This is a genomic window from Kocuria salsicia (assembly GCF_007681555.1).
Lineage (GTDB): Bacteria > Actinomycetota > Actinomycetes > Actinomycetales > Micrococcaceae > Kocuria > Kocuria salsicia.
Genome location: NZ_VELE01000009.1, coordinates 1 through 22,442 on the forward strand (window position 1 = coordinate 1; position 22,442 = coordinate 22,442).

23 protein-coding genes are annotated in these 22,442 nt (G+C 70.6%); 7 read left to right on the forward strand and 16 right to left on the reverse strand.

All coding sequences use genetic code 11. The annotated features are described in order from the left end of the window. Window positions 1–1,058: TPM domain-containing protein (locus FS770_RS10990; protein WP_342353664.1), on the forward strand; the 1,058-nt coding region annotated here is incomplete at its 5' end. Between the two features lie 968 nt (window positions 1,059–2,026). Here FS770_RS10990 and FS770_RS10995 read toward each other — a convergent pair. From FS770_RS10995 to pdxS, 6 genes are all read right to left on the reverse strand, one after another. After that, a complete protein-coding gene (locus tag FS770_RS10995) occupies window positions 2,027–2,764 on the reverse strand; it encodes an amino acid ABC transporter ATP-binding protein (RefSeq protein WP_144941408.1) in 738 nt (245 codons plus the stop codon). Then, window positions 2,757–3,431 carry an amino acid ABC transporter permease gene (locus tag FS770_RS11000; RefSeq protein WP_012397183.1) on the reverse strand — a complete coding sequence of 225 codons (675 nt, stop codon included), beginning with the start codon at window positions 3,429–3,431 and terminating at the stop codon, window positions 2,757–2,759. Before FS770_RS11000 ends, FS770_RS10995 begins: the two co-directional genes overlap by 8 nt. Beyond that, entirely contained in the window at window positions 3,428–4,255 is an 828-nt protein-coding gene (locus FS770_RS11005; protein WP_167317907.1) for an amino acid ABC transporter substrate-binding protein, read from the reverse strand. The genes FS770_RS11000 and FS770_RS11005 overlap by 4 nt, the downstream gene beginning before the upstream one ends. Window positions 4,256–4,269: 14 nt before the next feature. Then, a complete protein-coding gene (locus FS770_RS11010) occupies window positions 4,270–5,403 on the reverse strand; it encodes a trans-sulfuration enzyme family protein (RefSeq protein WP_094393213.1) in 1,134 nt (377 codons plus the stop codon). 178 nt (window positions 5,404–5,581) lie between these two features. After that, window positions 5,582–6,268, reverse strand: coding sequence for a pyridoxal 5'-phosphate synthase glutaminase subunit PdxT (gene pdxT, locus FS770_RS11015; RefSeq protein ID WP_186366765.1), 687 nt, complete (start codon window positions 6,266–6,268; stop codon window positions 5,582–5,584). After that, entirely contained in the window at window positions 6,265–7,194 is a 930-nt protein-coding gene (pdxS, locus tag FS770_RS11020; protein ID WP_144941406.1) for a pyridoxal 5'-phosphate synthase lyase subunit PdxS, read from the reverse strand. The genes pdxT and pdxS overlap by 4 nt, the downstream gene beginning before the upstream one ends. Before the next feature lie 113 nt (window positions 7,195–7,307). On the opposite strand from pdxS, the gene pdxR reads away from it, so the two are divergent. The 3 genes from pdxR (at window position 7,308) to FS770_RS11035 (ending at window position 10,113) form a co-directional block, all read left to right on the forward strand. After that, window positions 7,308–8,900 (forward strand): MocR-like pyridoxine biosynthesis transcription factor PdxR, encoded by a 1,593-nt coding sequence (gene pdxR, locus FS770_RS11025; protein ID WP_145011813.1) that lies wholly within the window; start codon window positions 7,308–7,310, stop codon window positions 8,898–8,900. A 64-nt stretch (window positions 8,901–8,964) separates the two neighbouring features. Beyond that, window positions 8,965–9,606, forward strand: a complete 642-nt coding sequence (locus FS770_RS11030) for a DUF308 domain-containing protein (protein ID WP_244944891.1) — start codon at window positions 8,965–8,967, stop codon at window positions 9,604–9,606. Window positions 9,607–9,684: 78 nt separating this feature from the next. Then, window positions 9,685–10,113, forward strand: coding sequence for a hypothetical protein (locus FS770_RS11035; protein WP_144941402.1), 429 nt, complete (start codon window positions 9,685–9,687; stop codon window positions 10,111–10,113). Window positions 10,114–10,303: 190 nt separating this feature from the next. Here FS770_RS11035 and FS770_RS11040 read toward each other — a convergent pair whose 3' ends face one another. From FS770_RS11040 to FS770_RS11055, 4 genes are all read right to left on the reverse strand, one after another. Beyond that, window positions 10,304–12,808, reverse strand: a complete 2,505-nt coding sequence (locus FS770_RS11040; RefSeq protein ID WP_145011816.1) for a heavy metal translocating P-type ATPase — start codon at window positions 12,806–12,808, stop codon at window positions 10,304–10,306. Beyond that, window positions 12,801–13,010 carry a heavy-metal-associated domain-containing protein gene (locus FS770_RS11045; RefSeq protein ID WP_144941398.1) on the reverse strand — a complete coding sequence of 70 codons (210 nt, stop codon included), beginning with the start codon at window positions 13,008–13,010 and terminating at the stop codon, window positions 12,801–12,803. Before FS770_RS11045 ends, FS770_RS11040 begins: the two co-directional genes overlap by 8 nt. Before the next feature lie 66 nt (window positions 13,011–13,076). Beyond that, window positions 13,077–13,394 (reverse strand): metal-sensitive transcriptional regulator, encoded by a 318-nt coding sequence (locus FS770_RS11050; protein WP_055085697.1) that lies wholly within the window; start codon window positions 13,392–13,394, stop codon window positions 13,077–13,079. Between the two features lie 9 nt (window positions 13,395–13,403). Next, complete coding sequence (locus FS770_RS11055) at window positions 13,404–14,030, reverse strand: TetR/AcrR family transcriptional regulator (RefSeq protein WP_144941395.1); 627 nt, start codon at window positions 14,028–14,030, stop codon at window positions 13,404–13,406. A 578-nt stretch (window positions 14,031–14,608) separates the two neighbouring features. Between FS770_RS11055 and FS770_RS11060 the strand changes: the two genes are divergently transcribed. Next, the gene (locus tag FS770_RS11060) at window positions 14,609–16,459 is read left to right on the forward strand and encodes an NAD(P)/FAD-dependent oxidoreductase (RefSeq protein ID WP_186366766.1); all 1,851 of its coding nucleotides are present in this window, start codon (window positions 14,609–14,611) and stop codon (window positions 16,457–16,459) included. 39 nt (window positions 16,460–16,498) lie between these two features. Here FS770_RS11060 and FS770_RS11065 read toward each other — a convergent pair whose 3' ends face one another. Next, window positions 16,499–16,780, reverse strand: coding sequence for a hypothetical protein (locus FS770_RS11065; protein WP_186366767.1), 282 nt, complete (start codon window positions 16,778–16,780; stop codon window positions 16,499–16,501). A 280-nt stretch (window positions 16,781–17,060) separates the two neighbouring features. Here FS770_RS11065 and FS770_RS11070 point away from each other — a divergent pair, with 280 nt between their 5' ends. Next, window positions 17,061–17,747 (forward strand): metal-dependent transcriptional regulator, encoded by a 687-nt coding sequence (locus tag FS770_RS11070; protein WP_144941393.1) that lies wholly within the window; start codon window positions 17,061–17,063, stop codon window positions 17,745–17,747. Window positions 17,748–17,861: 114 nt separating this feature from the next. Here FS770_RS11070 and FS770_RS11075 read toward each other — a convergent pair whose 3' ends face one another. Further along, on the reverse strand, window positions 17,862–18,215 hold the full coding sequence (locus tag FS770_RS11075; protein ID WP_055085568.1) for a VOC family protein: 354 nt from the start codon (window positions 18,213–18,215) through the stop codon (window positions 17,862–17,864). A 126-nt stretch (window positions 18,216–18,341) separates the two neighbouring features. Here FS770_RS11075 and FS770_RS11080 point away from each other — a divergent pair, with 126 nt between their 5' ends. Then, window positions 18,342–18,956, forward strand: coding sequence for a CGNR zinc finger domain-containing protein (locus tag FS770_RS11080; protein WP_055085566.1), 615 nt, complete (start codon window positions 18,342–18,344; stop codon window positions 18,954–18,956). A gap of 122 nt (window positions 18,957–19,078) precedes the next feature. Here FS770_RS11080 and FS770_RS11085 read toward each other — a convergent pair whose 3' ends face one another. The 4 genes from FS770_RS11085 to FS770_RS11100 all read right to left on the reverse strand — a co-directional run bounded on the left by FS770_RS11085 (window position 19,079) and on the right by FS770_RS11100 (window position 22,369). Next, entirely contained in the window at window positions 19,079–19,948 is an 870-nt protein-coding gene (locus tag FS770_RS11085; protein WP_144941391.1) for a metal ABC transporter permease, read from the reverse strand. Further along, window positions 19,945–20,895, reverse strand: a complete 951-nt coding sequence (locus FS770_RS11090) for a metal ABC transporter ATP-binding protein (RefSeq protein ID WP_144941389.1) — start codon at window positions 20,893–20,895, stop codon at window positions 19,945–19,947. Before FS770_RS11090 ends, FS770_RS11085 begins: the two co-directional genes overlap by 4 nt. Continuing rightward, complete coding sequence (locus FS770_RS11095) at window positions 20,892–21,809, reverse strand: metal ABC transporter substrate-binding protein (protein WP_144941387.1); 918 nt, start codon at window positions 21,807–21,809, stop codon at window positions 20,892–20,894. The genes FS770_RS11090 and FS770_RS11095 overlap by 4 nt, the downstream gene beginning before the upstream one ends. Window positions 21,810–21,895: 86 nt before the next feature. Beyond that, window positions 21,896–22,369 carry a DUF805 domain-containing protein gene (locus FS770_RS11100; RefSeq protein WP_244944892.1) on the reverse strand — a complete coding sequence of 158 codons (474 nt, stop codon included), beginning with the start codon at window positions 22,367–22,369 and terminating at the stop codon, window positions 21,896–21,898. Window positions 22,370–22,442 lie beyond the last annotated feature (73 nt).

The following is a 22,442-nucleotide window of genomic DNA, read 5'->3' on the forward strand; positions in this document are numbered from 1 at the left end:
CTAGGCCACTACTCAAAGCCGGCGACTTCCAGACCGCGACTACACCCTCGATTGGGATCAGCCCCGAAACCCATCCCGCGGTGCTCAGGCGCGCCACCCTGGGGGGTGCCCTGGCCGCGGTGCTCGTGGCGGGCGCCGTCGCCCCCGCCCAGGCCCTGGACGTCCCGCCGCGGCCCGAGGTGGGCGCCGTTCAGGACCAGGCCGACCTGCTGACGGACGGCCAGGAGGAGCAGCTCAACCGGTTGATCGGCGAGAAGAATGATGAAAACGAATACATCCGCGCGGCGGTCCTCACCGTGAACGACACCCAGGGCGAGAACATCGAGGATTACTCGCGCAAGGTCGCCACAGACTGGGGCGTGGGGGACGACGGGCGCAACAACGGCGTGCTGATCGTCGCGGACATGGGGGAGCGCGAGCTGCGCATCGAGGTCGGGGACGGCGCCCGGGAGGTGCTCTCGGACTCGGACGCCGAGAACATCATGGAGAACCAGCTCGAGCCCGGGTTCAAGGACGGGGACTACGCGGACGCGTTCACAAAGACGGTCACCAAGGTCTACGACGAGGCCGATCCGCAGGCCGCGGCGGACCGGGCGGCGAAGGGGCGCACGGTGGCCACGGTCATTTTGTCGATCGTCGGCGTGGTCGTGGTCGTGGTCGTGCTCGGGGTCCTGGTGATCGTCTGGCGCTGCCGCCGGAGCACCAGGCAGATCATGGATCAGGCGAAGCGGGAGATTGAGCAGTACGAGCGGGAGCATCCGGGCGAGGGGATCAGCGCGAGCATGCGCCGGGCCTACCTGAAGTACCGCCTGCAGAACCCCAAGGCGCCGGGCCTCAACGACGATCCCGTGCGCCGCACGGGCAAGGACGGCATCGAGCGGGAGGTGCACTACGCGCCCACCTTCCAGAGCTGGCTGCCGCTCTACGCGGTTTCCCCATCCCTGTACTCCGGGGGCGTGGTCAACGCCTCGAGCTCGTCGTCCGGCAGCTCCGGCGGCACGAGCTCGTTCGGCGGGGGCGGCGGCTTCACCGGGGGCGGGGCGTCCGGGAGCTTCTGAGCGGCACCCCCGCGGCCTGAACTGTTTTCGCGATGGCAAATCAGGTCGTGGCCAGGGGGTCATGACGAGACCCGCTGTGCCCCTGGTCACCCAGGGCGGCCATCGTGATCGCCATGCTCCCGTTCGGGTCCTGAGGCTGCCGGATCCTCCTACGACCGCGCTGCGGGACACCCTCACCGCGGTGTACGACCGGGCGACCTCGCAGGCCGCCTCCGACCGCGCCTTCTCGAAGTCGGGGTTCATTCTCCGATCGGGGCGGTGCTGCTCCTTGTCGTGGCGGACGTGCCGACCTTGGTGATGCGGGGCCTGCCGCGGAGTCCCGCCGAAGGGCGGCTCCAGCGGCCCCGCGTACGGCAACAGCTCGGGCCCGTCCGATGCCTCCGGTTCCTCATGCTCGTTCGGCGGCGGTGGAGGATTCTCCGGGGGTGGCCCCTCGGGGGGGCGTGGGATCCGGCCCGGTGCGCGGTTCACACTTCCCGGTTCACGACGACCCGGTGGCCGAGGAAGATCTCCCCCCCCACGAGGACCACCCGGTCACCAAGAGTTCCTGTTCACCGGGCTCCTGGAGCTGTGCGCATCACACGCACCGGCGGAGGCCCCGCACCTACAGGGAGGCGGATGGCCGCCGATCCTGTGCGGACAGGGGAGGTCCGGGGAAAGCGGGGCACCATGAAGCCGATCGAGCACCTGCGGCCGTCCCGGCTGCCGGCGGGACCGCTGCTGTCCGCCGTGGTCCTGGGGGCCGGCACCCACGTGCTGGTCTCCCTGGGCGACACGGGCGCCTGCCGCCGCGCTCACGGCCGTCTGGCACGCGTCCCGTCCGCGGCACCGCGAGTTCGACGCCCGCTGTGGAGGCAGGGTGCCGTGGAGATATCACGCCGTAGCGGTACCACGGGCAGCACCCGCACCGGGCGTCGTCGTCGGCACCCGCCGCCACCGGCACCGCCGCAACGGCGGGCGTCACGGGCTCACACGGCGTCGAAGACGTTGAGGTAGCGCCGGATCCGTTCACTGTCCGAGGCAAAGAAGTCCTCCGGGGCGCCGTCGAAGCCGATCCCGCCGTCCGCGAGGAAGACGATGCGGTCCGCGACCCGGCGGGCGAAGCCGATGTTGTGCGTGACCACCACCAGGGAACGGCGCTCGCGGGCCAGGTCCACCATGACCCTGATGACCTCGGCCTCCAGCTCGGGGTCCAGGGCGGAGGTGGGCTCGTCGAAGAGCAGGTAGTCCGGCTCCACGGCCAGGGCCCTGGCGATCGCCACGCGCTGCTGCTGCCCGCCGGAGAGGTTGTCCGGGTACTCCTCCAACCGGTGGCCCATTCCCACGGACTCCAGCAGCTCCACTGCGCGAGCCCGGGCCGTGACGCGGTCCGCCTTGCCGTTCAGTGCCGGGGGCATGGCCACGTTGTCCAGCACCGTCTCGTGCGGGAAGAGGTTGTAGCCCTGGAAGACCATGGCGGAGCGGCGGCGGATCGCGGAGATCTGCCTGCGGGTCAGCTGCGCCCCGAAGGTCACGGAGTCCCCGTTGATGTCCAGGCGCCCGGACTCGGGGACCTCGAGCAGGTTCATGGTGCGCAGCAGGGTGGACTTCCCGGAGCCGGACGGCCCGAGGATCACGGTGGTCTCCCCGTTGGGCAGCGCCAGAGTGATCCCCCGCAGGACGGTGGTGTCCCCGAAGCTCTTGGAGACGTCTGTCAGCTCAAGCATGGGAACTCCTGATGTAGCGGTTGGACACCCGTTCGAGGCGGGACTGCAGCAGCGAGAGGACAGTGAAGATCGCCAGGTAGATCACAGCCACCTCCGCGTAGAGCGCGAGGGGCTGGAAGTTGGTCGCGGCGATCTGACGGCCCACCTGGAACACGTCCGCCAGGGTGATGACCATGACCAGGGAGGTGCCCTTGACCAGGTCGATGAGGTCGTTGCCCAGGGGAGGCAGCGCGATCCGCAGGGCCTGGGGCGCGACGACGTGGCGCACCGTCTGCCAGCCCGTGTAGTTCAGCGTCCGGGCGGCTTCGAGCTGGCCCCGGGGGATGGACTGCACGGAGGCCCGCAGGGTCTCCGCCGCGTAGGCCCCCGTGTTCAGGGTGAACGCGAGGATCGCGGAGGTCCACGCGGAGAGCGTGATGCCGGCGGCGGGCAGCCCGTAGAAGATGATGAACAGCTGCACCAGGATCGGGGTGCCGCGGAACAGCCACACGTAGAAGCGGGAGATCCACTGCAGGGGGCGGATGCCGCTCAGGCGCATGGCGGTGGCGAGCACCGCCACCACCAGGGCGAGGACGAAGGCGATGATGCTCAGCGGGATGGTCACCTTGACGGTGGCCAGCAGCAGCTGCGGAAGGGAATCGGCCCAAAGGCTCAGGAAATCGGTCATGACTCCGGGGTGAGGTCGGTGGACACGTATTTCTCGAAGATCTTGGCCAGATCGCCGTTGTCCATGTGGGTGGTCAGGGACTTGTCCACGGCGGCTCGCAGCCGTGGCTGGTTGCGGGCCATGAGCACCGCGGACTCCGAGGCGTCTCCCACCTGGCCGTCCAGGAGACGGATCCTGGCGTCAGGGCGCTGCTCGAAGAACGCCTGGAACGTCACGAAATCGTTGGCGGTCATCTCCACGCGCCCGAAGGTCACGAGCATGATGGCCTCGTCGAACCCCGTGGTGGGCACCAGCTGGGCCCCCAGGGCGGCCATGCTCTTGCCGAAGTTGGAGGTCTCGGTCTGGGCGGAGGTGTGCCCGGAGATCTCGTCAACGGACGTCAGCGGGGAGTCCTGGGCGACCCCGGCGCGGCCCTGGGAGATCGCGTAGGGGATGGAGAAGTCGAAGTTCTCCCTGCGCTCGGCCGTGGGCGCGATGTTGTTCATGACAAGGTCGTAGCGGCCCGCGTCCACCCCCGCGATCAGCGAGTCCCACTGGGTCTCAACGTAGGTGGCGCGCACCCCGAGGTCCTTGGCGATCAGGTCCCCGATCTCCTTTTCATAGCCCACCAGGGCGCCGGAGTCGTCGTGGTAGCCGTACGGGCGGAACGTGCCCTCCATGCCGATGCGCACCTCACCGGTGCGCTGGATCCTGGTCAGCAGGTCCTCGGAGGCACCCGAGTCCTCGGAGCCGCCGCCCGGTGAGCAGGCGGCCAGCACGGCAACCAGCCCCGCCAGGCCGGTGCCGCTGAGCACGGCCCGGCGGGATGCTCGACGTGAGTCCACGGTGGGTTCCCCTCTCAGGCCGCGTCGAGGGCCTGGGCGAGGTCCGCGATGAGGTCCTCGACGTCCTCGATGCCCACGGCCACGCGCAGCAGGTTCTCGCTCAGGTGCGCCAGCTCGCGGTCCTCAGGTGAGTATGCCCCATGGGTCATGGATGCGGGGAGGCAGATCAGAGACTCGATGCCGCCCAGGCTCACTGCGAAGCCGAAGATCTCCAGGCGGCCGAGGAACGCCCGGACGTCCTTGCCTGGGAGGAGCTCGAAGGAGAACAGCCCCCCGAGCCCGTCCGCCTGGGCCTCCTGGATCCGGGCCTCCTCCTCGTCGAAGGATCCGGGGACGAGGACTCGCGCCACCTCGTCCCGGCCGCGCAGGAACTCTACGATCCGGTGGGCGTTCTCCTGCTGGCGGTCCAGGCGGATGCCGAGGGTCTTCACGGACTGGATCAGTCGGTAGGAGTCGATGGGGGAGAGCACCCCGCCCGAGACCATCTGTGCCAGGTGCAGCTGCTGGGCCATCTCGTCGTCGTTGGTGCTGACCACGCCGCCCAGCAGGTCCCCGTGGCCGCCGAGGTACTTGGTGGCGGACTGCACGGTGACGTCCGCGCCCAGCTCCAGCGGGCGCTGCAGGTACGGGGTGAGGAACGTGTTGTCCACGACCACCATGGCGCCGTGGCGGTGGGCAAGCTCGACGACACGTCGGATGTCGGTCACGCGCAGCGTGGGGTTGGACGGCGTCTCGAGGAACACGATGCGCGTGCTCTCGTCGAAGTCCTCGTCCGAGAGCCGGTTGAGGTCGTCGTGGAAGTGCGTGGTGATCCCGCGCTTGGGCAGCTCAATGGTGGCCCACCGGTAGTTGCCGCCGTAGACGGGCAGGCCCATGATCACCGAGTCACCGGCGTGCAGGGTGCCGAGCACGGCCCCGGTGGCAGCCATGCCGGTGGCGAACGCGAAGGAGTGCCGGGCGCCCTCGAGCGCCGCCAGGGTGGTCTCGGCATCGGTGCGCGTGGGGTTCGACCCGCGCTGGTACTCGAAGGGACCCTCGCCGCCCTCGGTGGGCTGCAGGAACGTGGAGGCGGTGTGGATCGGGGGCACCACGGCACCCAGGGCGACGTCGTGCAGCGCGTGGATGGTGCGTGTGGTGAAGCCGGCCAAGAGTTCCTCCGTCGTGAGTAGTCAGAGAGGCCAGGTCTACACGGATCGGCGCGCCGGTGCGAGTCTGTTGCGCCGGAAGTCGTGATGTGGCGCACCGGGGTTTCCCGTCCCGGTGCTGGTCGGGGGGGGGCGTCCTGCGCCCTGCCCGAGTTCGTCTGGGCGCTCACCCCGACCGTGCTCACCCCCGGCGGGCGGCCACCTGCTCCAGCAGCATCCGGTGCAGGGTGGTGTCCCCCGTGAGCTCCGGGTGGAAGCTGATGCCCAGCACGCTGCCCTGGCGCACCGCCACCACCGCACCCCGGTGGCGCGCGAGAACTTCCACGCCGTCGCCCGCACGGGTCACTTCGGGGGCGCGGATGAAGGCCGCGCGCACCACGTCACCGGGCGCCACGACGTCGCTCGCTGGGCCCTCCCACGCCAGCTCCACCTCCGCAGAGGCCACCTGCGAACCGAACGCGTTGCGGTTCACGCTCACGTCCAGCACCCCGAGGGACTGCTGGCCGGGGGCCGGATCCTCGATCTCGGAGGAGAGCATGATGAGCCCGGCGCACGTGCCGAGCGTGGGCAGGCCTCCGCGGACCACCCGTTGCAAGGAGTCGAACAGTCCGAACGTACGGCACAGCCGGTCCACCGTGGAGGACTCCCCGCCGGGCAGGATCAGCGCGTCGATGCGGGGGGCGCCGTCCGGGTCCACGAGATCGTCGGCGGAGCGCACCTTCACGGCGTGGGCGCCCAGGGACTCCACCGCGCGCACGTGCTCCACGACGCCGCCCTGCAGGGCGAGCACGCCCACAGTGGGGTGGGCGCTCGGGCCCGGCAGGGCGGCGTCGTCGTGCGGGTGGTGCTGCGAGGGGGACCCGCTCACCAACCGCGCTCCGCGAGGCGGTGCGGTGCGGGCAGGTCCGCCACGTTGATGCCGACCATGGCCTCGCCCAGGCCTCGGGAGGCCTCCGCGATGCGGGCGGGATCGTCGTAGTAGGCGGTCGCGGCCACGATGGCGCGGGCGCGCTCGGCGGGGTTGCCGGACTTGAAGATGCCCGAGCCCACGAACACTCCGTCCGCGCCGAGCTGCATCATCATCGCCGCGTCCGCGGGGGTGGCCACGCCGCCGGCGGTGAACATCACGACCGGCAGGGACCCGGCGCGGGCCACCTCGGCCACGAGCTCGTACGGCGCCTGCAGCTCCTTGGCCTTGACGTACAGGGCGTCCGGGGCAGCGGTGTACAGCGCCTGCAACTCCGCGATCTGCGCTCGGATGGTGCGGATGTGCTTGGTGGCCTCGGAGACGTCGCCCGTGCCGGCCTCGCCCTTGGAGCGGATCATGGCCGCGCCCTCGGTGATCCGGCGCAACGCCTCACCCAGGTTGGTGGCGCCGCACACGAACGGGACGTCGAAGCGGTGCTTGTCGATGTGGTTGGCGTAGTCCGCGGGAGAGAGCACCTCGGACTCGTCGATGTAGTCCACTTTGAGGTGCTGCAGCACCTGCGCCTCCACGAAGTGCCCGATCCGCGCCTTTGCCATCACGGGGATGGAGACGGTGTCGATGATGGACTCGATGAGGTCCGGATCGCTCATCCGGGCCACACCGCCCTGGGAGCGGATGTCCGCGGGCACACGTTCCAGTGCCATGACGGCCACGGCACCGGCGTCCTCGGCGATCCGTGCCTGCTCCGCGGTGACCACGTCCATGATCACGCCGCCCTTGAGCATGTCTGCGAGACCGCGCTTCACGAGGCGCGAGCCGGTCACAGGGGTGGGGTTCTGGGCGGAGGTCTGGGTGGCTTCAGTCATGCCCACCATCGTGGCCCGGAAAGTGGTCCAATGGTAGGACCAGAATTTGAGAGATCGACTGGTCCACTCTGAAGGACGCGCGGTGCGTCCGCCACCGAGCCCGAGGAGAGCCCGTGCGCCATCCCCGCGAGATCGACCTGCCGCTCACGCTGGACCGCACCCCGGGTGCGCCCCTGGGCGAGCAGCTCGTCCGGCAGGTCCGCGAGCTCGTGGCCCGGGGCGTGCTGCACCCTGGTGATCCCCTGCCGTCCTCGCGTGCGCTCGCAGCCCGGCTCGGCATCTCGCGCGGGACTGTCACGGCCGCGTGGGATGTTCTGAACGGCGAGGGCTATCTGGTGGCCGACCGCGGCGCCACGCGGATCACACCCTCCCTCGCGCCGGTCGTGCGGTCGGCTCCGAGCCTCCGCACGACCTCACCGGGGGAGCAGCGCAACGCCGCCGCGCGGCGTGGGGGTTCGGGTACGACGTCGCCCGGCGATCCTTCCAAGGCATCGGCGGGGTGGACGCCGGCACGGCGGGGCGCGGCAGGTTCGGCGCGGAACCGGGTCGCTCGGTCCGGCTCCCACCTCGACCTCCGGCCGGGCGCAGGCCCCGTGGTTGCCCTGGACACCCCCGCCTGGCGCGGTGCGTGGCGGGACGCCGCGGGAGCCACGGCCTTGGGCGACAGCGCGGAAACATCCCTGCGGGGGCATCTGTCCGACCATCTGCGGCTGAACCGGGGGATTGTCCGCGCGCCCGAAGAGATCCTCGTGACCGCCGGAGTGCGGGACGGGCTGCAGCTGGTGCTGCGCGTGCTGGGTACCGCGCGCCGTCGTCCCCTGCGCGTGGCGGTGGAGAATCCCGGCTACCCGGCCCTGCGCCGCGTGGTCGAGGCCACCGGGCACACCGCGCTGCCCGTGCGGGTGGACCAGCACGGGCTGGACCCTGCGGTGCTGCCCGCCGGTCGTTGGGGCGGGGCCGGCAGGTGGGACGTGGCCGCACTCCCGGACGTCCTGGTGGTCACACCCGGGCACCAGTATCCCCTGGGCGGCACCATGACGGTGGATCGCCGGGTGGAGCTGCTCGGCTGGGCCCGTGAGCACGGCACGGTGGTGGTCGAGGACGACTACGACTCCGAGCTGCGCCACACCGGCCAGCCGCTGCCCGCGCTCGGGGCCCTGGACACCCCCGCGGACACCGTGGTCACCCTGGGCAGCTTCTCCAAGGTCCTGGGCGGCTCGGTGGCACTCGGGCACCTGGTGGCCCCCGCACCGCTGCTGCCCGGGCTGCTCGCCGCCCGCGCAGACCTGGGCTCGCCCGTCTCGCTCGTGGGTCAGGACGCGCTGGCCCGTTTCATGGGCTCGGGCGAGTTCCAGCGGCACACGGCCAGGATGCGCCGATCCTTCCGACGACGCCGCTCGCTCGTCTCCGCCGCCCTCGCCGGGATCCCCGGTGTGGCCGTGGCGCCCATGGCCGGCGGGGCCCACGCGGTGGTGGAGGTGGCGGACGAGTCCCGGGTGCTCGCGCTCGCCCGGGAGCGCGGCGTGCTGGTGAGCGGGCTGCGGGAGTACTGGACCGCGCGCCCCGGCGAGGACGGCGTGGGAGGGGGCGCGGCGGCGGTGTCCTCCGCGGAAGGGCTTGTCCTGGGACTCACGGCATCGGACGAGGACCTCACGCGCGGAACCGCGGTGCTGCGCCGGATCCTGAGGGAGGCGGGCGGCTCCTAGGCAACTCCCCGGGGCGCCCTCGTTAGACTGGCCGGAACAACCACGGCAGATCAGGAGTTTCGGCGTGCCCCAGCAGATTTCCGCCCCGCACGGTGGGCAGAGCCGCCCCGGCACCAGCGCGGCGGACGTGCGCCACGACCTGTGGGCGCCCGTGCTGCTGCGCGCCGTGGTTGCGCTGGTCTTCGCGGCGGTGACCGTGTTCTGGCAGCAGCCGTCCCTGACCACCGGCCGGTGGCTCATGGCGTTCTTCCTGGTGGGCACCGGGATCTCCGCAATCTTCCTGCAGGTGCGCCTGAACCGCCGGGAGGACGTGGACCTTGGGGCGAGCCGCAGCATCCCCCAGTCCTACGGCGTGCTCTACGTGCTCGGCGGAGCGCTCACCGCCGTGGTCGCCAACAGCGACTGGCTGCTCGTCCTGCTCTGCGCCGTGATCATGGGGCTGTGCGGCATTACAGAGCTCGTCCTGGGCATGCGCTTCCGCCGCGAGTTCCCCCTGGGGCGGGACTGGAGCCTGTGCGGCGTCGTGACCGTGTTCGCGGCCATGGGCATGGTGCTCGTGGAGAACCTGGGGACCAAGGCGGAGCTCGGGGTCGCGGGCGGCGCCGCTATCATCCTCGGCGTGAGCCAGCTGGTTGCCGCACTGAGCCTGCGCCACGATGCGCGGGCGGCGGACGGCACCGGCCGGGGCCCGGAGCGCGTGGCCTGACCGCGTAGACTGACATGTCGGGTTGATGGGCGTGACCCACCCCCGAACCACACCCAGAGCATCGCCAGGAGGAATCACGTGGCCCAGCGCAGTGAGCACGACGGCCGGCGCAAAACCGACATCAAGGGGCCCCTGGTCATCTCCGTGGTCCTGGCGGTCGTGGCGTTCGTGGTCGTCTCCACGGTGGCCGCCGGTGGCACCGACAACGCCGCACGCGTGGGCCTCGGCCTGATCGCGGCGGGCATCGCGTTCATCGCCTCCGTGGTCGTGTGCGCCACCCTCATGCTGCTCGAGAAGCCCAACGCCGAGGAGCTGGGACAGGGCACCGGGGTGAACCGTTCCTCCGCCAGGATCTTCGCCGAGAGCCAGGCTCGGCGAGAGGCGGAGCGCGTCCGCACCGAGGCGACCGACGGGGCGGCCGAGGGGAAGACCTCCGGCGAGCCTGAGTTCGGCCAGCGCGTGCGCCCCGACACCACGGGCGAGGAACCGGGTTCGAGCGCCCGCTGACAGATCTTTGGTGCGCGGCCGTGGCGACGCCGCCACGACGCCGTCGCGTCCCGTGACGAAGGGCCCCGGAGAACCGTTCTGGTTCTCCGGGGCCCCTCCCATGTGCCGGTGGGTTCAATCGGGTGCACCGGTTTCCTCGGCGTCCGTGGTCCCACTGGGGTCGCCCGGGGTGTCGTGCCGGGCCCCGTGCTCAGCGGGCGAAGCCCCGCAGCCGCAACGAGTTGAGGACCACGAACACTGAGCTGAAGGCCATGGCCGCACCCGCGACCATCGGGTTCAGCAGGCCCAGCGCAGCCACCGGAATGGCCACCGTGTTGTAGGCGAAGGCCCAGAACAGGTTGGACTTGATGGTGGCCAGCGTCCTGCGGGACAGCCTGATGGCCAGGGGGATCGCGGTCAGCTCGCTGCGCACCACGGTGATGTCCGCGGCCTGCATGGCGGCGTCCGTGCCGGAGCCCATGGCGATGCCCAGGTCTGCGCGGGTGAGCGCGGGGGCGTCGTTGACGCCGTCGCCCACCATGGCCACCACGCGGCCCTGCGACTGCAGCTTTTCCACGGCCTCGACCTTGCCGTCCGGGGTGACGTCCGCGACCACGTCCTGCGGGTCGATCCCCACGGCGGCGGCAACGGAGCGTGCCACCGCGGCGTTGTCACCGGTGAGCAGCATGGGGCGCAGACCCAGACGACGCAGCTCGGCAATGGCCTCCGGCGCCTCCTCCTTGATCGTGTCCTGCAGGTCCACGAATCCGGCCAGCCGCCCGTCGACCGCCACGAGGATGGTGGTGGCGCCGTTCTGTCGGGCGCGGCTCAGGGCCGTGGCCTCCTCGGAGTCGAGCTTCACGCCGTTCTTCGCGAGCCACGACTCCCGCCCGACGACGACCGCCCGGGCGTTCATGCCGTCCGGGACGTATCCGCGCACCCCGCCGCCGGGGGCGGACTCGAAGCGGGTGACGTCGTAGCGGTGCGGGGTCGCCGCGGCGATGGCCTGGGCGATCGGGTGCTCCGAGTAGCGCTCCACGGCCGCCGCGAAGTCCAGGACCTGGTCCTTCGACCACGAGTTCAGCGGGGCTACCTCGCTCACGGCCATGCTTCCGTGGGTCACCGTGCCGGTCTTGTCGAGCACCACGGTGTCCACGGAGCGGGTGTCCTCGAGAACTTCCGCGGAGGTGATGAGGATGCCCAGTTGGGCGCCGCGCCCGGTGCCCGTGAGCATGGCGGTGGGGGTCGCCAGGCCCAGGGCGCACGGGCAGGCGATCACCAGTACGGAGACGGCCGCGACGAACGCGCGGTTGAGGTCTCCGGTGACGACCAGCCACACCACCAGGGTCAGCAGGGCGACCCCCATGACTACGGGTACGAACACGGAAGAGATGCGATCCGCAAGCCGGGCCACGGGGGCCTTGGTCGCCTGGGCGCGGGCCACTGTGCGGCCCATCGAGGCGAGGACGGTGTCCGCACCAACGTGGGTGGCGCGGGCCAGGAGCCGTCCGGTGGTGTTGACGGTGGCGCCGGTCAGTTCGTCCCCGGGGCCCACCTCCACCGGGACGGATTCCCCGGTCAGCATGGAGGCGTCCACGGCGGACTCACCCTCCACCACCACGGCATCCGTGGCGATCTTCTCCCCCGGGCGCACCAAGAAGGTGTCACCCACGGCGAGCTCGGACACGGGGACGGTGCGCTCGGTGCCGTCCTGGTCGACCACGGTCGCCTGCTGCGCGCCGAGGTCCAGCAGCGCCCTGAGCGCCTCGCCGGAACGGGACTTGGCGCGTGCCTCGAGCCAGCGGCCGAGTAGGAGGAAGGTGGTCACGAGTGCTGCGGATTCGAAGTACAGCTGGTGGCTGGACATGTCCATGGGCGTGCCCGGGTGGGCATGGGCGGTCATGCCGGGGTCCACCACCAGGTGCCACACCGAGAACAGGTAGGCCGCCGCCACGCCCAGGGACACGAGGGTGTCCATGGTGGTGGAGAGGTGGCGTGCGCCCACTGCGGTGGCCCGGTGGAACGGCCAGGCCGCCCATGTGACCACGGGCAGGGCGAGCAGCGCGGCCACCCAGCCCCAGTGCGGGAACTGCGCGCCGGGGACCATCGACATCACGAGCACCGGCACGGAGAACGCGGCGGCCACCCAGAACCGCTTCCGCAGGTCGGCCATCCGCCGCTGGGCGGGGGTGGTCTCGAGAGCGGGGTCGCGGTGCTCGTTCGCCTCGCGGTCGCCGGGGTCCTGGCGCGGTGCGGCGCCCGGGGACGGCGACGACGTCGTGCCCCGCGCGCCTGCCGCGCGGACACCGGGTGCCCCGCCGGAGTCTGACGACGAACCGGAGAGTCGCGCGGTCCTGGAACCGGCGGCGTCGGAACCCGAGTTGTCGGAACCCGCCGCGCCGGGGGACGTCGCCTCGGCGCTCTCCCCGCGCGACGTCGTCGGCTGCCCGCCTCCAGTGATGGTGGCCTGGTAGCCGGCGCGCTTGACGGTGTCGAGGATCTGCTGGTCGCTGACATCCGCCGGCACCTGGACCGCGGCGGACTCGAGCGCAAGGTTGACCGCGGGCTGCACCCCCTCGATCTTGCGCAGCTTCCGCTCGATCCGGCCCACGCAGGACGCGCAGGTCATGCCGGTGATCTCCAGGTCCAGCTCGCGAAGGGGTCCGTGGACCTGGGGGTCCACGGTGGCTGTGCGGGAGGTGTCGGGGTCAGACAACGCTGTACCCGGCTTCCGCCACGGCCTCGGTGACAGCCTGCAGGTCCAGGTCCCCGGTGCTCTCGATGGTCACGGGGGAGATCCCGCCGGAGTTCAGGTCCACGTCCACGGCGGTGACGCCGGGGACCTCGGCGAGTTCTTCCTTCACGGACGAGACGCAGTGCCCGCAGGTCATTCCGGAAACGTTCACGGTGGTGGTCATGGTGTTCTCCTTGGTTCTCGAGGGTTCTCGGGGGGGGGGCTGACGGCCCCGTGTGGTCTGGGGCGCTCAGCTCTTGACCAGGCGTGCGATGGCCGCGTTGGCCTCCGCGAGCTTGCTGTCCATCTCGGAGGTGTCCCCGGTGTCGTGTGCGTGCTCCACGGCGTGCTTGACGCAGTGGCCCAGGTGCTCCTCCATGAGCCCGAGACTCACGGACTTCAGGGCGGACTGGATGGCGGAGATCTGGGTGAGGACGTCGATGCAGTACGCGTCCTCCTCGACCATGCGCTGGATGCCGCGCACCTGGCCCTCGATGCGCTTGAGGCGGCGGGCGTACGCGGTCTTGTCCTGGGTGTAGCCGGGGGACGGGGTCTCGGAAGCGCTCATGCCTCGAAGTTATACCCTAGGGGGGTATTGTCGCAATGTGGTGGTGGACATGTGCGGGTGCAGGACGGTGCGCATCGAGGCGCGCAGCAGGTCGGTCATCGCGGTCGTGCTGGCCGTGGCGGTGGCCGCGCGCGCCTGCCGCCCGAGCACGGTGGCGAGCCCACCGGCCACGAAGTAGGCGCGCGCCCGGCGCTCGGTGTCCAGGTCCTCGAGCGCGGTGCCGTAGGAGGCCAGGGAGATCCGTTCGGTGAGCCACTGCTCCACGATGGGCCGCACCCGTGAGGCCAGCTGCTGGTTGCTGATCATCACCACGGGGCCGGTGCCGCGGGCGTGCACGAACGTCACCAGGCGCTCCAGGGGGTCGTGGCCGGGCGTGCCCTCGAACTCCTCGAGATCCTTCGCGGTGCGGGCGAGTTCCTGGCGCACGATGTCCGCGTACACGTCGTCGAGCCCGCAGTGGTGCTGGTAGAAGGTGCCGCGGGAGATCCCTGCCTGCTTGCACAGCTGGCTGATGGTGATGCTGCGGGCGTCGTGCGCCTCCAGCAGCTCCAGGCACGCTTCGCGGATCGTACTGCGCGTGTGGGTCACACGGATGTCCTGCGGGCGGTCCGGGTGGGGGTCGGCGGGGTCGTCCATGACGTCCAGGGTACGGCGACGCCGCGGGCGCGCTCCGCGCGCCCGGCAGGTCTCAGGGCGGGCGGGGTCCTTGGGGGCTGTTGGGTGGCGGGCGTGAGGGTCTTTGGCGCGACCGCGGATTGCAGGGAGGTGCGCCGAACCAGGGCGGGATCCGGGCCGAAGGGTTCGTCGCGATGAGGAGGCGGCTGGAGCAGTGGAAGAGCGCGCCCCGATGATGCGCAGCACGATGCCAACCGTTGTCCGTTCCGCTTCTCACTTCCCTTCCGAGGAGCCGGAGGGGCTCGGTATGAAGCCCCCCCGTTACCGGGGGGGGCAACGGTGCCGATGTGCAGTGGGGGCCGCCCGGGCCGACGTCGAGGCTCCCGTGTTCTGGGAGGCCGGGCCTCTGCGCGCCTCGGTGCCATGGGGCTTCACGGTGCGGGCGGCGGCGTCATCCACTCGCAGATCCGGACGCGCGGTCGGCGGACCGGATGGCTGGAGATCGTGGCGACCCAGGGCTTTCGTCCTGCCCGGTGTTGTCGGCGGGTGAAGCGCGCTAGTGTGACCCAAATCATAGCCTAGCCACATCAGGGAGTGACATGACTCAGACCCACGACCGTGCAACCGATCCCGGCGAGAGCTCCGCAGTGAGTGACGACCCGCAGGCGGCCAGCAGCGCCGTCGAGACGTGGCTCGCCGCCTTCGACCGGGCACTCCGTGCGCCCGACGAGGACGCGTTGCGGGAACTCTTCGCCGAGGACTGCTACTGGCGTGACTTCGTGGCATTCACGTGGAACCTCAAGACGCTCGAAGGCATCGATGAGATCGCGGCGATGCTCCAGGCCCAGCTGCCGACGGTCGATCCGCACGATTGGCAGCTCGCCGAGCCCGCATCGGGCACGGCCGAGAACGCAGAGGCATGGCTCAACTTCATGACCGCCGCCGGGCGTGGCTGGGCTCACCTGAGGCTCGTGGACGGACGTTGCTGGACACTGCTGACCACCCTGCAGGAACTGACGGGGCACGAGGAGAAGAAGGGCCCCCGCCGTGAGCTCGGCGTCACCCACGAGATCACCCGGGGGCGCAAGACGTGGAAGGAGTCCCGGGCGGAGCGGGACGCCCGGCTCGGTTTCGATGAGCAGCCGTACGTGCTGATCATCGGCGGGGGTCAGGGTGGCATCGGGCTCGCCGCACGGCTGCGACGTCTCGGCGTGCCGACGATTGTCGTCGAGAAGAACGAGCGGGCGGGTGACTCGTGGCGCAAACGCTACAAGTCGCTGCACCTGCACGACCCGGTCTGGTACGACCACATGCCCTACCTGCCCTTCCCCGACGACTGGCCGATCTTCCCGTCGAAGGACAAGATGGGGGACTGGCTCGAGCACTACGTGGACATCATGGAACTCGACTACTGGGCTGGCACACGGTGCCTGGGCGCGCAGTTCGACCAGGGCACGGGCACGTGGACCGTGCGGGTGGACCGCCGTGGCGAGGAGGTCGTCCTGCACCCCACCCAGCTCGTCTTCGCACTGGGTGTCTCCGGTTACCCGAACACCCCCCGTTTCGAAGGTGCCGATGACTTCGCCGGATGGCAGGGTCACTCCTCCGAGTTCACGGGTGGGGAAGAAGATCTCGAGGGCAGGCGAGCTGTGGTCATCGGGTCGAACAACTCGGCCCACGACATCGCGGCGACCCTGTGGGAGAAGGGCGCCGAGGTCACGATGATCCAGCGTTCCTCCACGCACATCTCCCGCAGCGACTCCCTGCGGGAGCTGGCGCTGGGCGCGCTTTACTCGGAGGAGGCCCTGGAGAACGGGGTGACCACGGAGAAGGCCGACATGCTCTTCGCCTCGTGGCCGTACCGGCTGCTGCCGGCTGCGCAGATTCCCGTGTACGAGCAGATGGCTGAGCGGGATGCGGACTTCTACCGTGCGCTCACCGATGCCGGTTTCGAGTTGGACTTCGGCGAGGACGGTTCAGGCCTGTTCTTGAAGTACCTGCGACGGGGATCCGGGTATTACATCGACGTGGGAGCATCGCAGCTGATCATCGACGGCCGGATCCAGCTGGAGCGCGGTCAGGTCACCAAGGTCGTGCCGGAGGGGGTGGTCATCGACGGCGACCGGCTGGTCCCCGTGGACCTGCTCGTCTATGCGACCGGGTACGGGTCGATGAATGCGTGGCTCGCGGATCTCGTCTCGCCGGAGGTTGCCGACGCAGTGGGCAAGTGCTGGGGGTACGGCTCGGACACGACCCGCGACCCCGGTCCCTGGGAAGGGGAGCTGCGCAACATGTGGAAGCCCACAGCGGTGCCGCAGTTGTGGATTCACGGCGGCAATCTGCACCAGTCCCGCCACTACTCGAAGTACCTCGCGCTGCAGCTCAAGGCCCGGGAGCTGGGGATGGACACGCCCGTCTATCAGCTGCAGGAATCGCACCATGTGCGGTGACCGCGAGAGAAGGGTCGAAGGGCGGCTCCCGCCGCCCCGTCAGGCGGCGGTCTCGGGTGCCGGGGTGAAGGCGGGTGCTGCATCCGTGTAGTCCAGCGTCACCCGGGCGAACGGGGCGCCGATGATGACTTCCAGCCCCGGGATGAGTTCGTAGCGGATCTCGTCCTTGATCCGCTGGTTCTTCAGGGCGGGAGTGAAGACCAGCGTGACCGTGAGCTCGGGAGCCAGAGGGCTGCCCGTGATGCTGAACTGCGCGGAGGCCACGGAGGGGTAGATCTGGATGCCCCTCGTGGCGGCGCGGGCCACGGCGTCGAGCGGCACGCCTGGTACGCGGGCGGGAACGGGAGAAGAGGGCTCGGCTGCGGTCGTCCCGAGGGGGCTCGACGTCGGTTCATGAGGGGGCAGCACGGCAGCCCCTCCCCTCCACCTGTAAACCGCCTGGCGGGGCGGTGGCAGGTTAGTGTGACTTCCACCCAAGCGGGTGGTCTACCGGAGTGTATGCGCACGACATGAACTTCCCGCACCAGGACGCGCCGTGGAGCGCCTGCATGACGTCTGGTTGCTCGGTGCGAGGTTCTCTGCCTTGCTAGAGTCTCCCACCATGTCGGTCGCAAAGCTCTCGGTGAGCCACCAGAACTACCTGAGGGCCATCTGGAACCTGGGGGAGTGGTCCGCGGAGCCCATCAGCACATCGGCGCTGGCCGCGAAGGTCGGTCTGCGGCTGTCCACCGTCTCGGATGCGCTCAAGAAGCTCACGGAGCAGGGTCTCGTGGCGCACAGCCCGTACGGCGCCATCGAGCTCACCGAGCAGGGCCGGGCGCTCGCGGTGGAGATGGTGCGCAGGCACCGGCTGATCGAGACGTTCCTGGTGGAGATGCTCGGCTACCGCTGGGACCAGGTGCACGACGAGGCGGAGCACCTGGAGCACGCCGTCTCGGACTTCATGATCGACCGCCTGGACGACCTCCTGCGGCACCCCTCGCGCGACCCGCACGGCGATCCGATCCCCGCCAAGGACGGCACCATCACCCCTCCCGACGCCGTCTCCCTCACCACCGTCCCGGACGGTTCCCGCGTGCGCGTGGAACGGATCTCGGACCGGGACTCGGGACTGCTGCGCTTCTTCGCCGAGCAGGGCATCGGCGTGGGGGTCCCCCTGGACATCCGCTCCGGCGGCCCCTACTCGGGTTCGGTCCAGGCCGTACTGGACGACGGCGCTCGCAGCGTCCCCCTCGGGCAGACCGCCACCGACGCGGTCTGGGTCTCGCTGGGCGAGGTCGGTTCCTGACAGGACCGGGGCCGTCGAGGCGAGCCCGGCAAGCCCAACGACAGAGAGAGGGGTGCGAGGGCGGAGACTTTCTGTCCCCTGGCCCTCGGGCGCCACCCTGCGCCAGGCCGCGGGTCAGAGGATGCAGAACTCGTTGCCCTCGGGGTCCGCCATGACGGCCCAGCCCAGGTCGTGGCGGCGGTCGTCGACCATGACTGCCCCCAGTCGAAGTGCCCGCGCGACCTCCTCCTCCTGGGAGGCTCCCTGGGGAATGAGGTCCATGTGGGCCCGGTTCTTCACCTTCTTGGCGTCCGGGACCCGGAAGAAGAGCACGATGTAGCCGTCGGGGGTCACCAGGTAGCACTCGTCGGAGCCCGGGTGGTAGCAGTCGGGTTCGTGGATCGCCCAGTTCGTGAGCTCGCGCCAGAACTCGGCGACGGCGTGCGGGTCGATGGCGTCCCAGGTGGTGTGCGACAGGCGGAGCGACATGAGGGGCCTCTTTTCTCGAGTGGTCGGCCGGTGCGTGGCTCTCACGGGTGAAATTGATGTTGCTTGTGAGAGTCAAACCCGGATCCCCCTCACATGCAAGACTTGACCTGTCTGTGAGGAGGGTGCATGGCGGCGTTCAGCCACATTTCGGGCGACCGGATGCTCGACCTGGTCAATACCGTGGAGTGGCGGCTCGGCGGCCCCGCGCGGGAGGAGGATCTGACCTCCTACGACCGCGTGCTCACGTGGTGCCGGGAGTCCGGGCTGCTCGATGCGACTGAGCAGGAACAGCTCCGGGTTCTTGCCGGAGAGGATCCGTGCACCGCCGCCGCTGAACTGGATCGGGTCGTTGCGCTGCGCGAGCGGCTCTACGAGGCCCTGTTCCACGGTGACGAGCACGCCGCAGAGACCATTGCCACTGCCTTCCGGGACACCTTGGGCCACTCCCACCTGTCCCGGCGCGGTGCGGGCTGGTGCTGGTCCGACAACGAGCTCACGCTGGCGACCGTCCGCCACCGCATCACGCGCGGCCTGGTGGAACTCATGAACCGGGACGACCTCGACCGCCTCCACCAGTGCGAGGACGCCACCTGCGGATGGGTCTACCTCGACACGTCCCCCCGGCGGAACCGGCGCTGGTGCGTCACGAGAGATTGCGGGGACCGGAACCGCTCCCGCGCCTACTACGCTCGGCAGCAGGAACGGAAGCGAGCCGCCCGGGCCAGGGACCGGAGCTCATAGCGCTGCCGCCCGGGCAACCTTGGCCCGGCGGGGATCGACGCCTGCCCGACGCGCACACGCAGGTCTCGTGTCGCAGGGGAAGGGCACGGGACGCCCCGACCCCGCCCGGGCGCGGAGGCGACCTACCCCGCCACCGCCCGCCGGCGACGTCGTGCCGCCAGCCTGCTGCCCAGCACCCCGTGCGCGGGGCTGAGCAGGTACGCGAGCGCGAAGACCGCCGCGTGGACGAGCACCACCAGCCCGCCGGGGGAGGCGTTGAGCCAGTAGCTGAGGTAGATGCCCAGCACCGCGGACGTGGCCGAGACGCACGGCGCGATCACCAGCATGACCCCGAACCGGTCGGTGAGCAGGTGCGCGGTGGCGCCCGGGATGATGAGCATGGCCACCACGAGCACCACCCCCACCACCTGCAGGGCGGCCACGGAGGTGACCGCGAGCAGCCCCAGCAGCAGCCCGCCCAGGAACCGGGGGGAGAGGCCGATCGCGTGCGCGTGCTGGGGGTCGAACGCGTAGAGGGTGAGGTCCCGCCGCTTGAGCACCATCACCGCCAGCGCCACCACTGCCAGCGCGCAGATCTGCAGCTGCTCCGCCGCGGAGATGCCCAGCACGTTGCCGAAGACGATGTGGCTGAGGTTCGTCTGGCTCGGCGTGACGGAGATGAGCACGAGCCCCAGTGCGAACAGGGACGTGAACACGATCCCGATGGACGCGTCCTCCTTGACCCTGCTGGTCCCGCGCAGCCCGCCGATCAGCACCACGGCCAGTACGCCCGCGACCAGTGCCCCCACGGTGAACGGGATGCCCAGGATGTAAGCGAGCACCACGCCGGGCAGCACCGCGTGGGACACGGCGTCCCCCATGAGCGACCACCCCACGAGCACCAGCCAGCACGAGAGCACCGCGCACACGGACGCCGCCGCCACGGTGGTGACCAGCGCGCGCAGCATGAACTCGTACTCCAGCGGCTGGGTGAACAGCTCCAGGGCGCTCATGCGCGGCCTCCTCGGTGCGTGGTGGGTGCGCCGGGTCCCGTCACGGCGGCGGATCCGTTGCGCGGGGGCACGACGCCGCCCGGGGCCGTGACGGCGCCCGGCGCCGGGGTGTCCCCCGCGGCAGGGCCCGGTGGCGGACCCTCGTGGGCCGCGCCCGCGGTGAGCGGCGTGCGGTCCGCGGGAGCGGCGTCGTCGTCCCCCGGGGACCGCGTGGAGGACGGGTCGGAGAGCACGTCCATGCCGAACGCGCGCACGAGGTGCTCGGGTGTGAGCCCCTCCGCGACCGGCCCGTGGAAGAGCACATGGCGGCGCAGCAGGACCACGCTCTCGGCGAGCTGCGGCAGTGCGTGCAGGTCGTGGGTGGCCACCACCACCGCGCAGCCCTGTGCGGCGAGCTCGTGCAGCAGCCTCACGATGGTCGCCTCGCTGCGCTTGTCCACGCCCGCGAACGGTTCGTCCAGGAGCAGGGTCCGCGCGCCCTGGGCGATCGCCCGGGCCACGAACACGCGCTTGCGCTGCCCGCCGGACAGCCGCCCGATCTGCCGCCCGGCCAGCTCCGTGAGCTCCACCCGTTCCAGCGCGTCCGCCACGGCGGTCCGGTCCGCGGGACGCGCCCGCCGGGTGGGGCCCATGTGCCCGTAGCGCCCGGTCATGACCACGTCCCGCACGGACAGTGGGAACGTCCAGTCCACGTCCTCGCTCTGCGGCACGTACCCCACCACGCCCTGCTTCCGCGCGGTGCGGGGATCCAGCCCGTCCAGCCGCACCTCGCCGGCCTCCAGGCGCACGGTGCCCATGAGCGCCTTGAACAGCGTGGACTTCCCGGAGCCGTTCATGCCCACCAGCCCGGTGACCTGCCCGTGGGCGATCTCCAGGTCCACGCCGTCCAGGGCGCGCACGCGGCCGTAGTCGACGACGACGCCGCTCGCCCGGATCGCGGGCGTCACCGCGCCCTCCCGGACAGGCCGTTGGCAATGGTGTCCGCGTCGTGGCGCAACAGGTCCAGGTAGGTGGGCACCGGGCCGTCCTGCTCCGAGAGGGAGTCCACGTAGAGGGTGCCGCCGTAGCGGGCGCCGGTGGCCTCCGCGACCTGCTGCATGGGCTTGTCCGAGACGGTGGACTCGCAGAACACCGCGGGCACCCTGTGCCGGTCCACGAACTCGATGGCGGAGCTGACCTGCTGCGGGGTGGCCTCCTGCTCCGCGTTGACGGGCCAGATGTACTTCTCAGTGAGCCCGGTGTCCCGCGCCAGATAGGAGAACGCGCCCTCGCACGTGACCAGCGCGCGCTCGTTGCGGGGCAGGGCCTCCAGCTTCCGGGTCAGGTCCGTGCCGATCGCGCGGATCTGCTCCTTGTACTTCTCCCCGTTGTCCCGGAACTGCTGGGCGTGCTCTCCGTCCAGCTCGCTGAGTGCGGTGACGATGTTGTCCACGTAGCGCTCGCCGTTGCGCGGGCTCATCCACGCGTGGGGGTTGGGGGTTCCGGGGGTGTCGGCGATGTCCAGGGCTTCCACGCCCTCGGAGACCACCTTGTGGGCCACGTTGGCGGACGAGGTGAACTGCTCGAGCCACTGCTCCAGGTGCAGGCCGTTGTCCAGCACCAGGTCCGCGCGGGAGGCCTTGGTGACGTCCTGTGGAGTGGGTTCGTAGTCGTGGATCTCCGCGCCCGGTTTGGTGATGGACTCCACGCTCACGTGGTCACCGGCCACCGCGGCGGTCATGTCCTGCAGCACCGTGAACGTAGTCAGCACGGTGGGCTTCTCGGAGCTGCCGCCGCCGGGCTCGGCCCCCGCGCAGCCTCCCAGCACCAGCACACCCGCGGCTGCGGTAGCCGCCACTGCCCATCCCGGACGACGTCCCATCCCAATTCCTCGCTCCCGTGGATCCTAAAGTTCGGTGTACCGAACTTTAGACCGGGGAGGTGGCCCGGGCAAGGAGCGACGTGGTCCTACCTCCCGGCGGGCATGACGGTCCCGGGGGCGGGCTGGGCGTCGAAGCGCACGCCCCGCGGGTCCGGGGGCAGGGCGGCCATGATCAGCAGGGCGATGCTGCCCAGGAACGGCACGAGGATCAGCAGGAACCACAGCCCGGAGAGGTTGCAGTTGTGCAGGCGTCGCACGGACAGGGCGGCGGTGAAAATGGCCAGCAGTACCACCGCGAGCAGCAGGACCAGAGACAGCAGCAGCAGAGCGATCGCGAATCCGCCGTCCACGTCCGGCCAGGCCAGGTAGCCGCGGTCCTCCGCGAGCACGTAGGCCCCCGAGAGCAGGACCGTGTACAGCGCGATCCACCAGTACTCGGAACGGGAAGCCCGCCCGGAGAACGTGGTGCCCCTGCGGACGAAGTTCTTGACGGCCTGCCACGGACCCACGGGTTCGCCGGGCTGGGTGTCGTAGTACACGGGCTGAGGGGGCAAGCTCATGGGTGGTGTCCTCCTGCGGGGTTATCGGATGCGCGCGGTCCGCCGGCCGGCCCGGAACGAACCCGACCGGCAC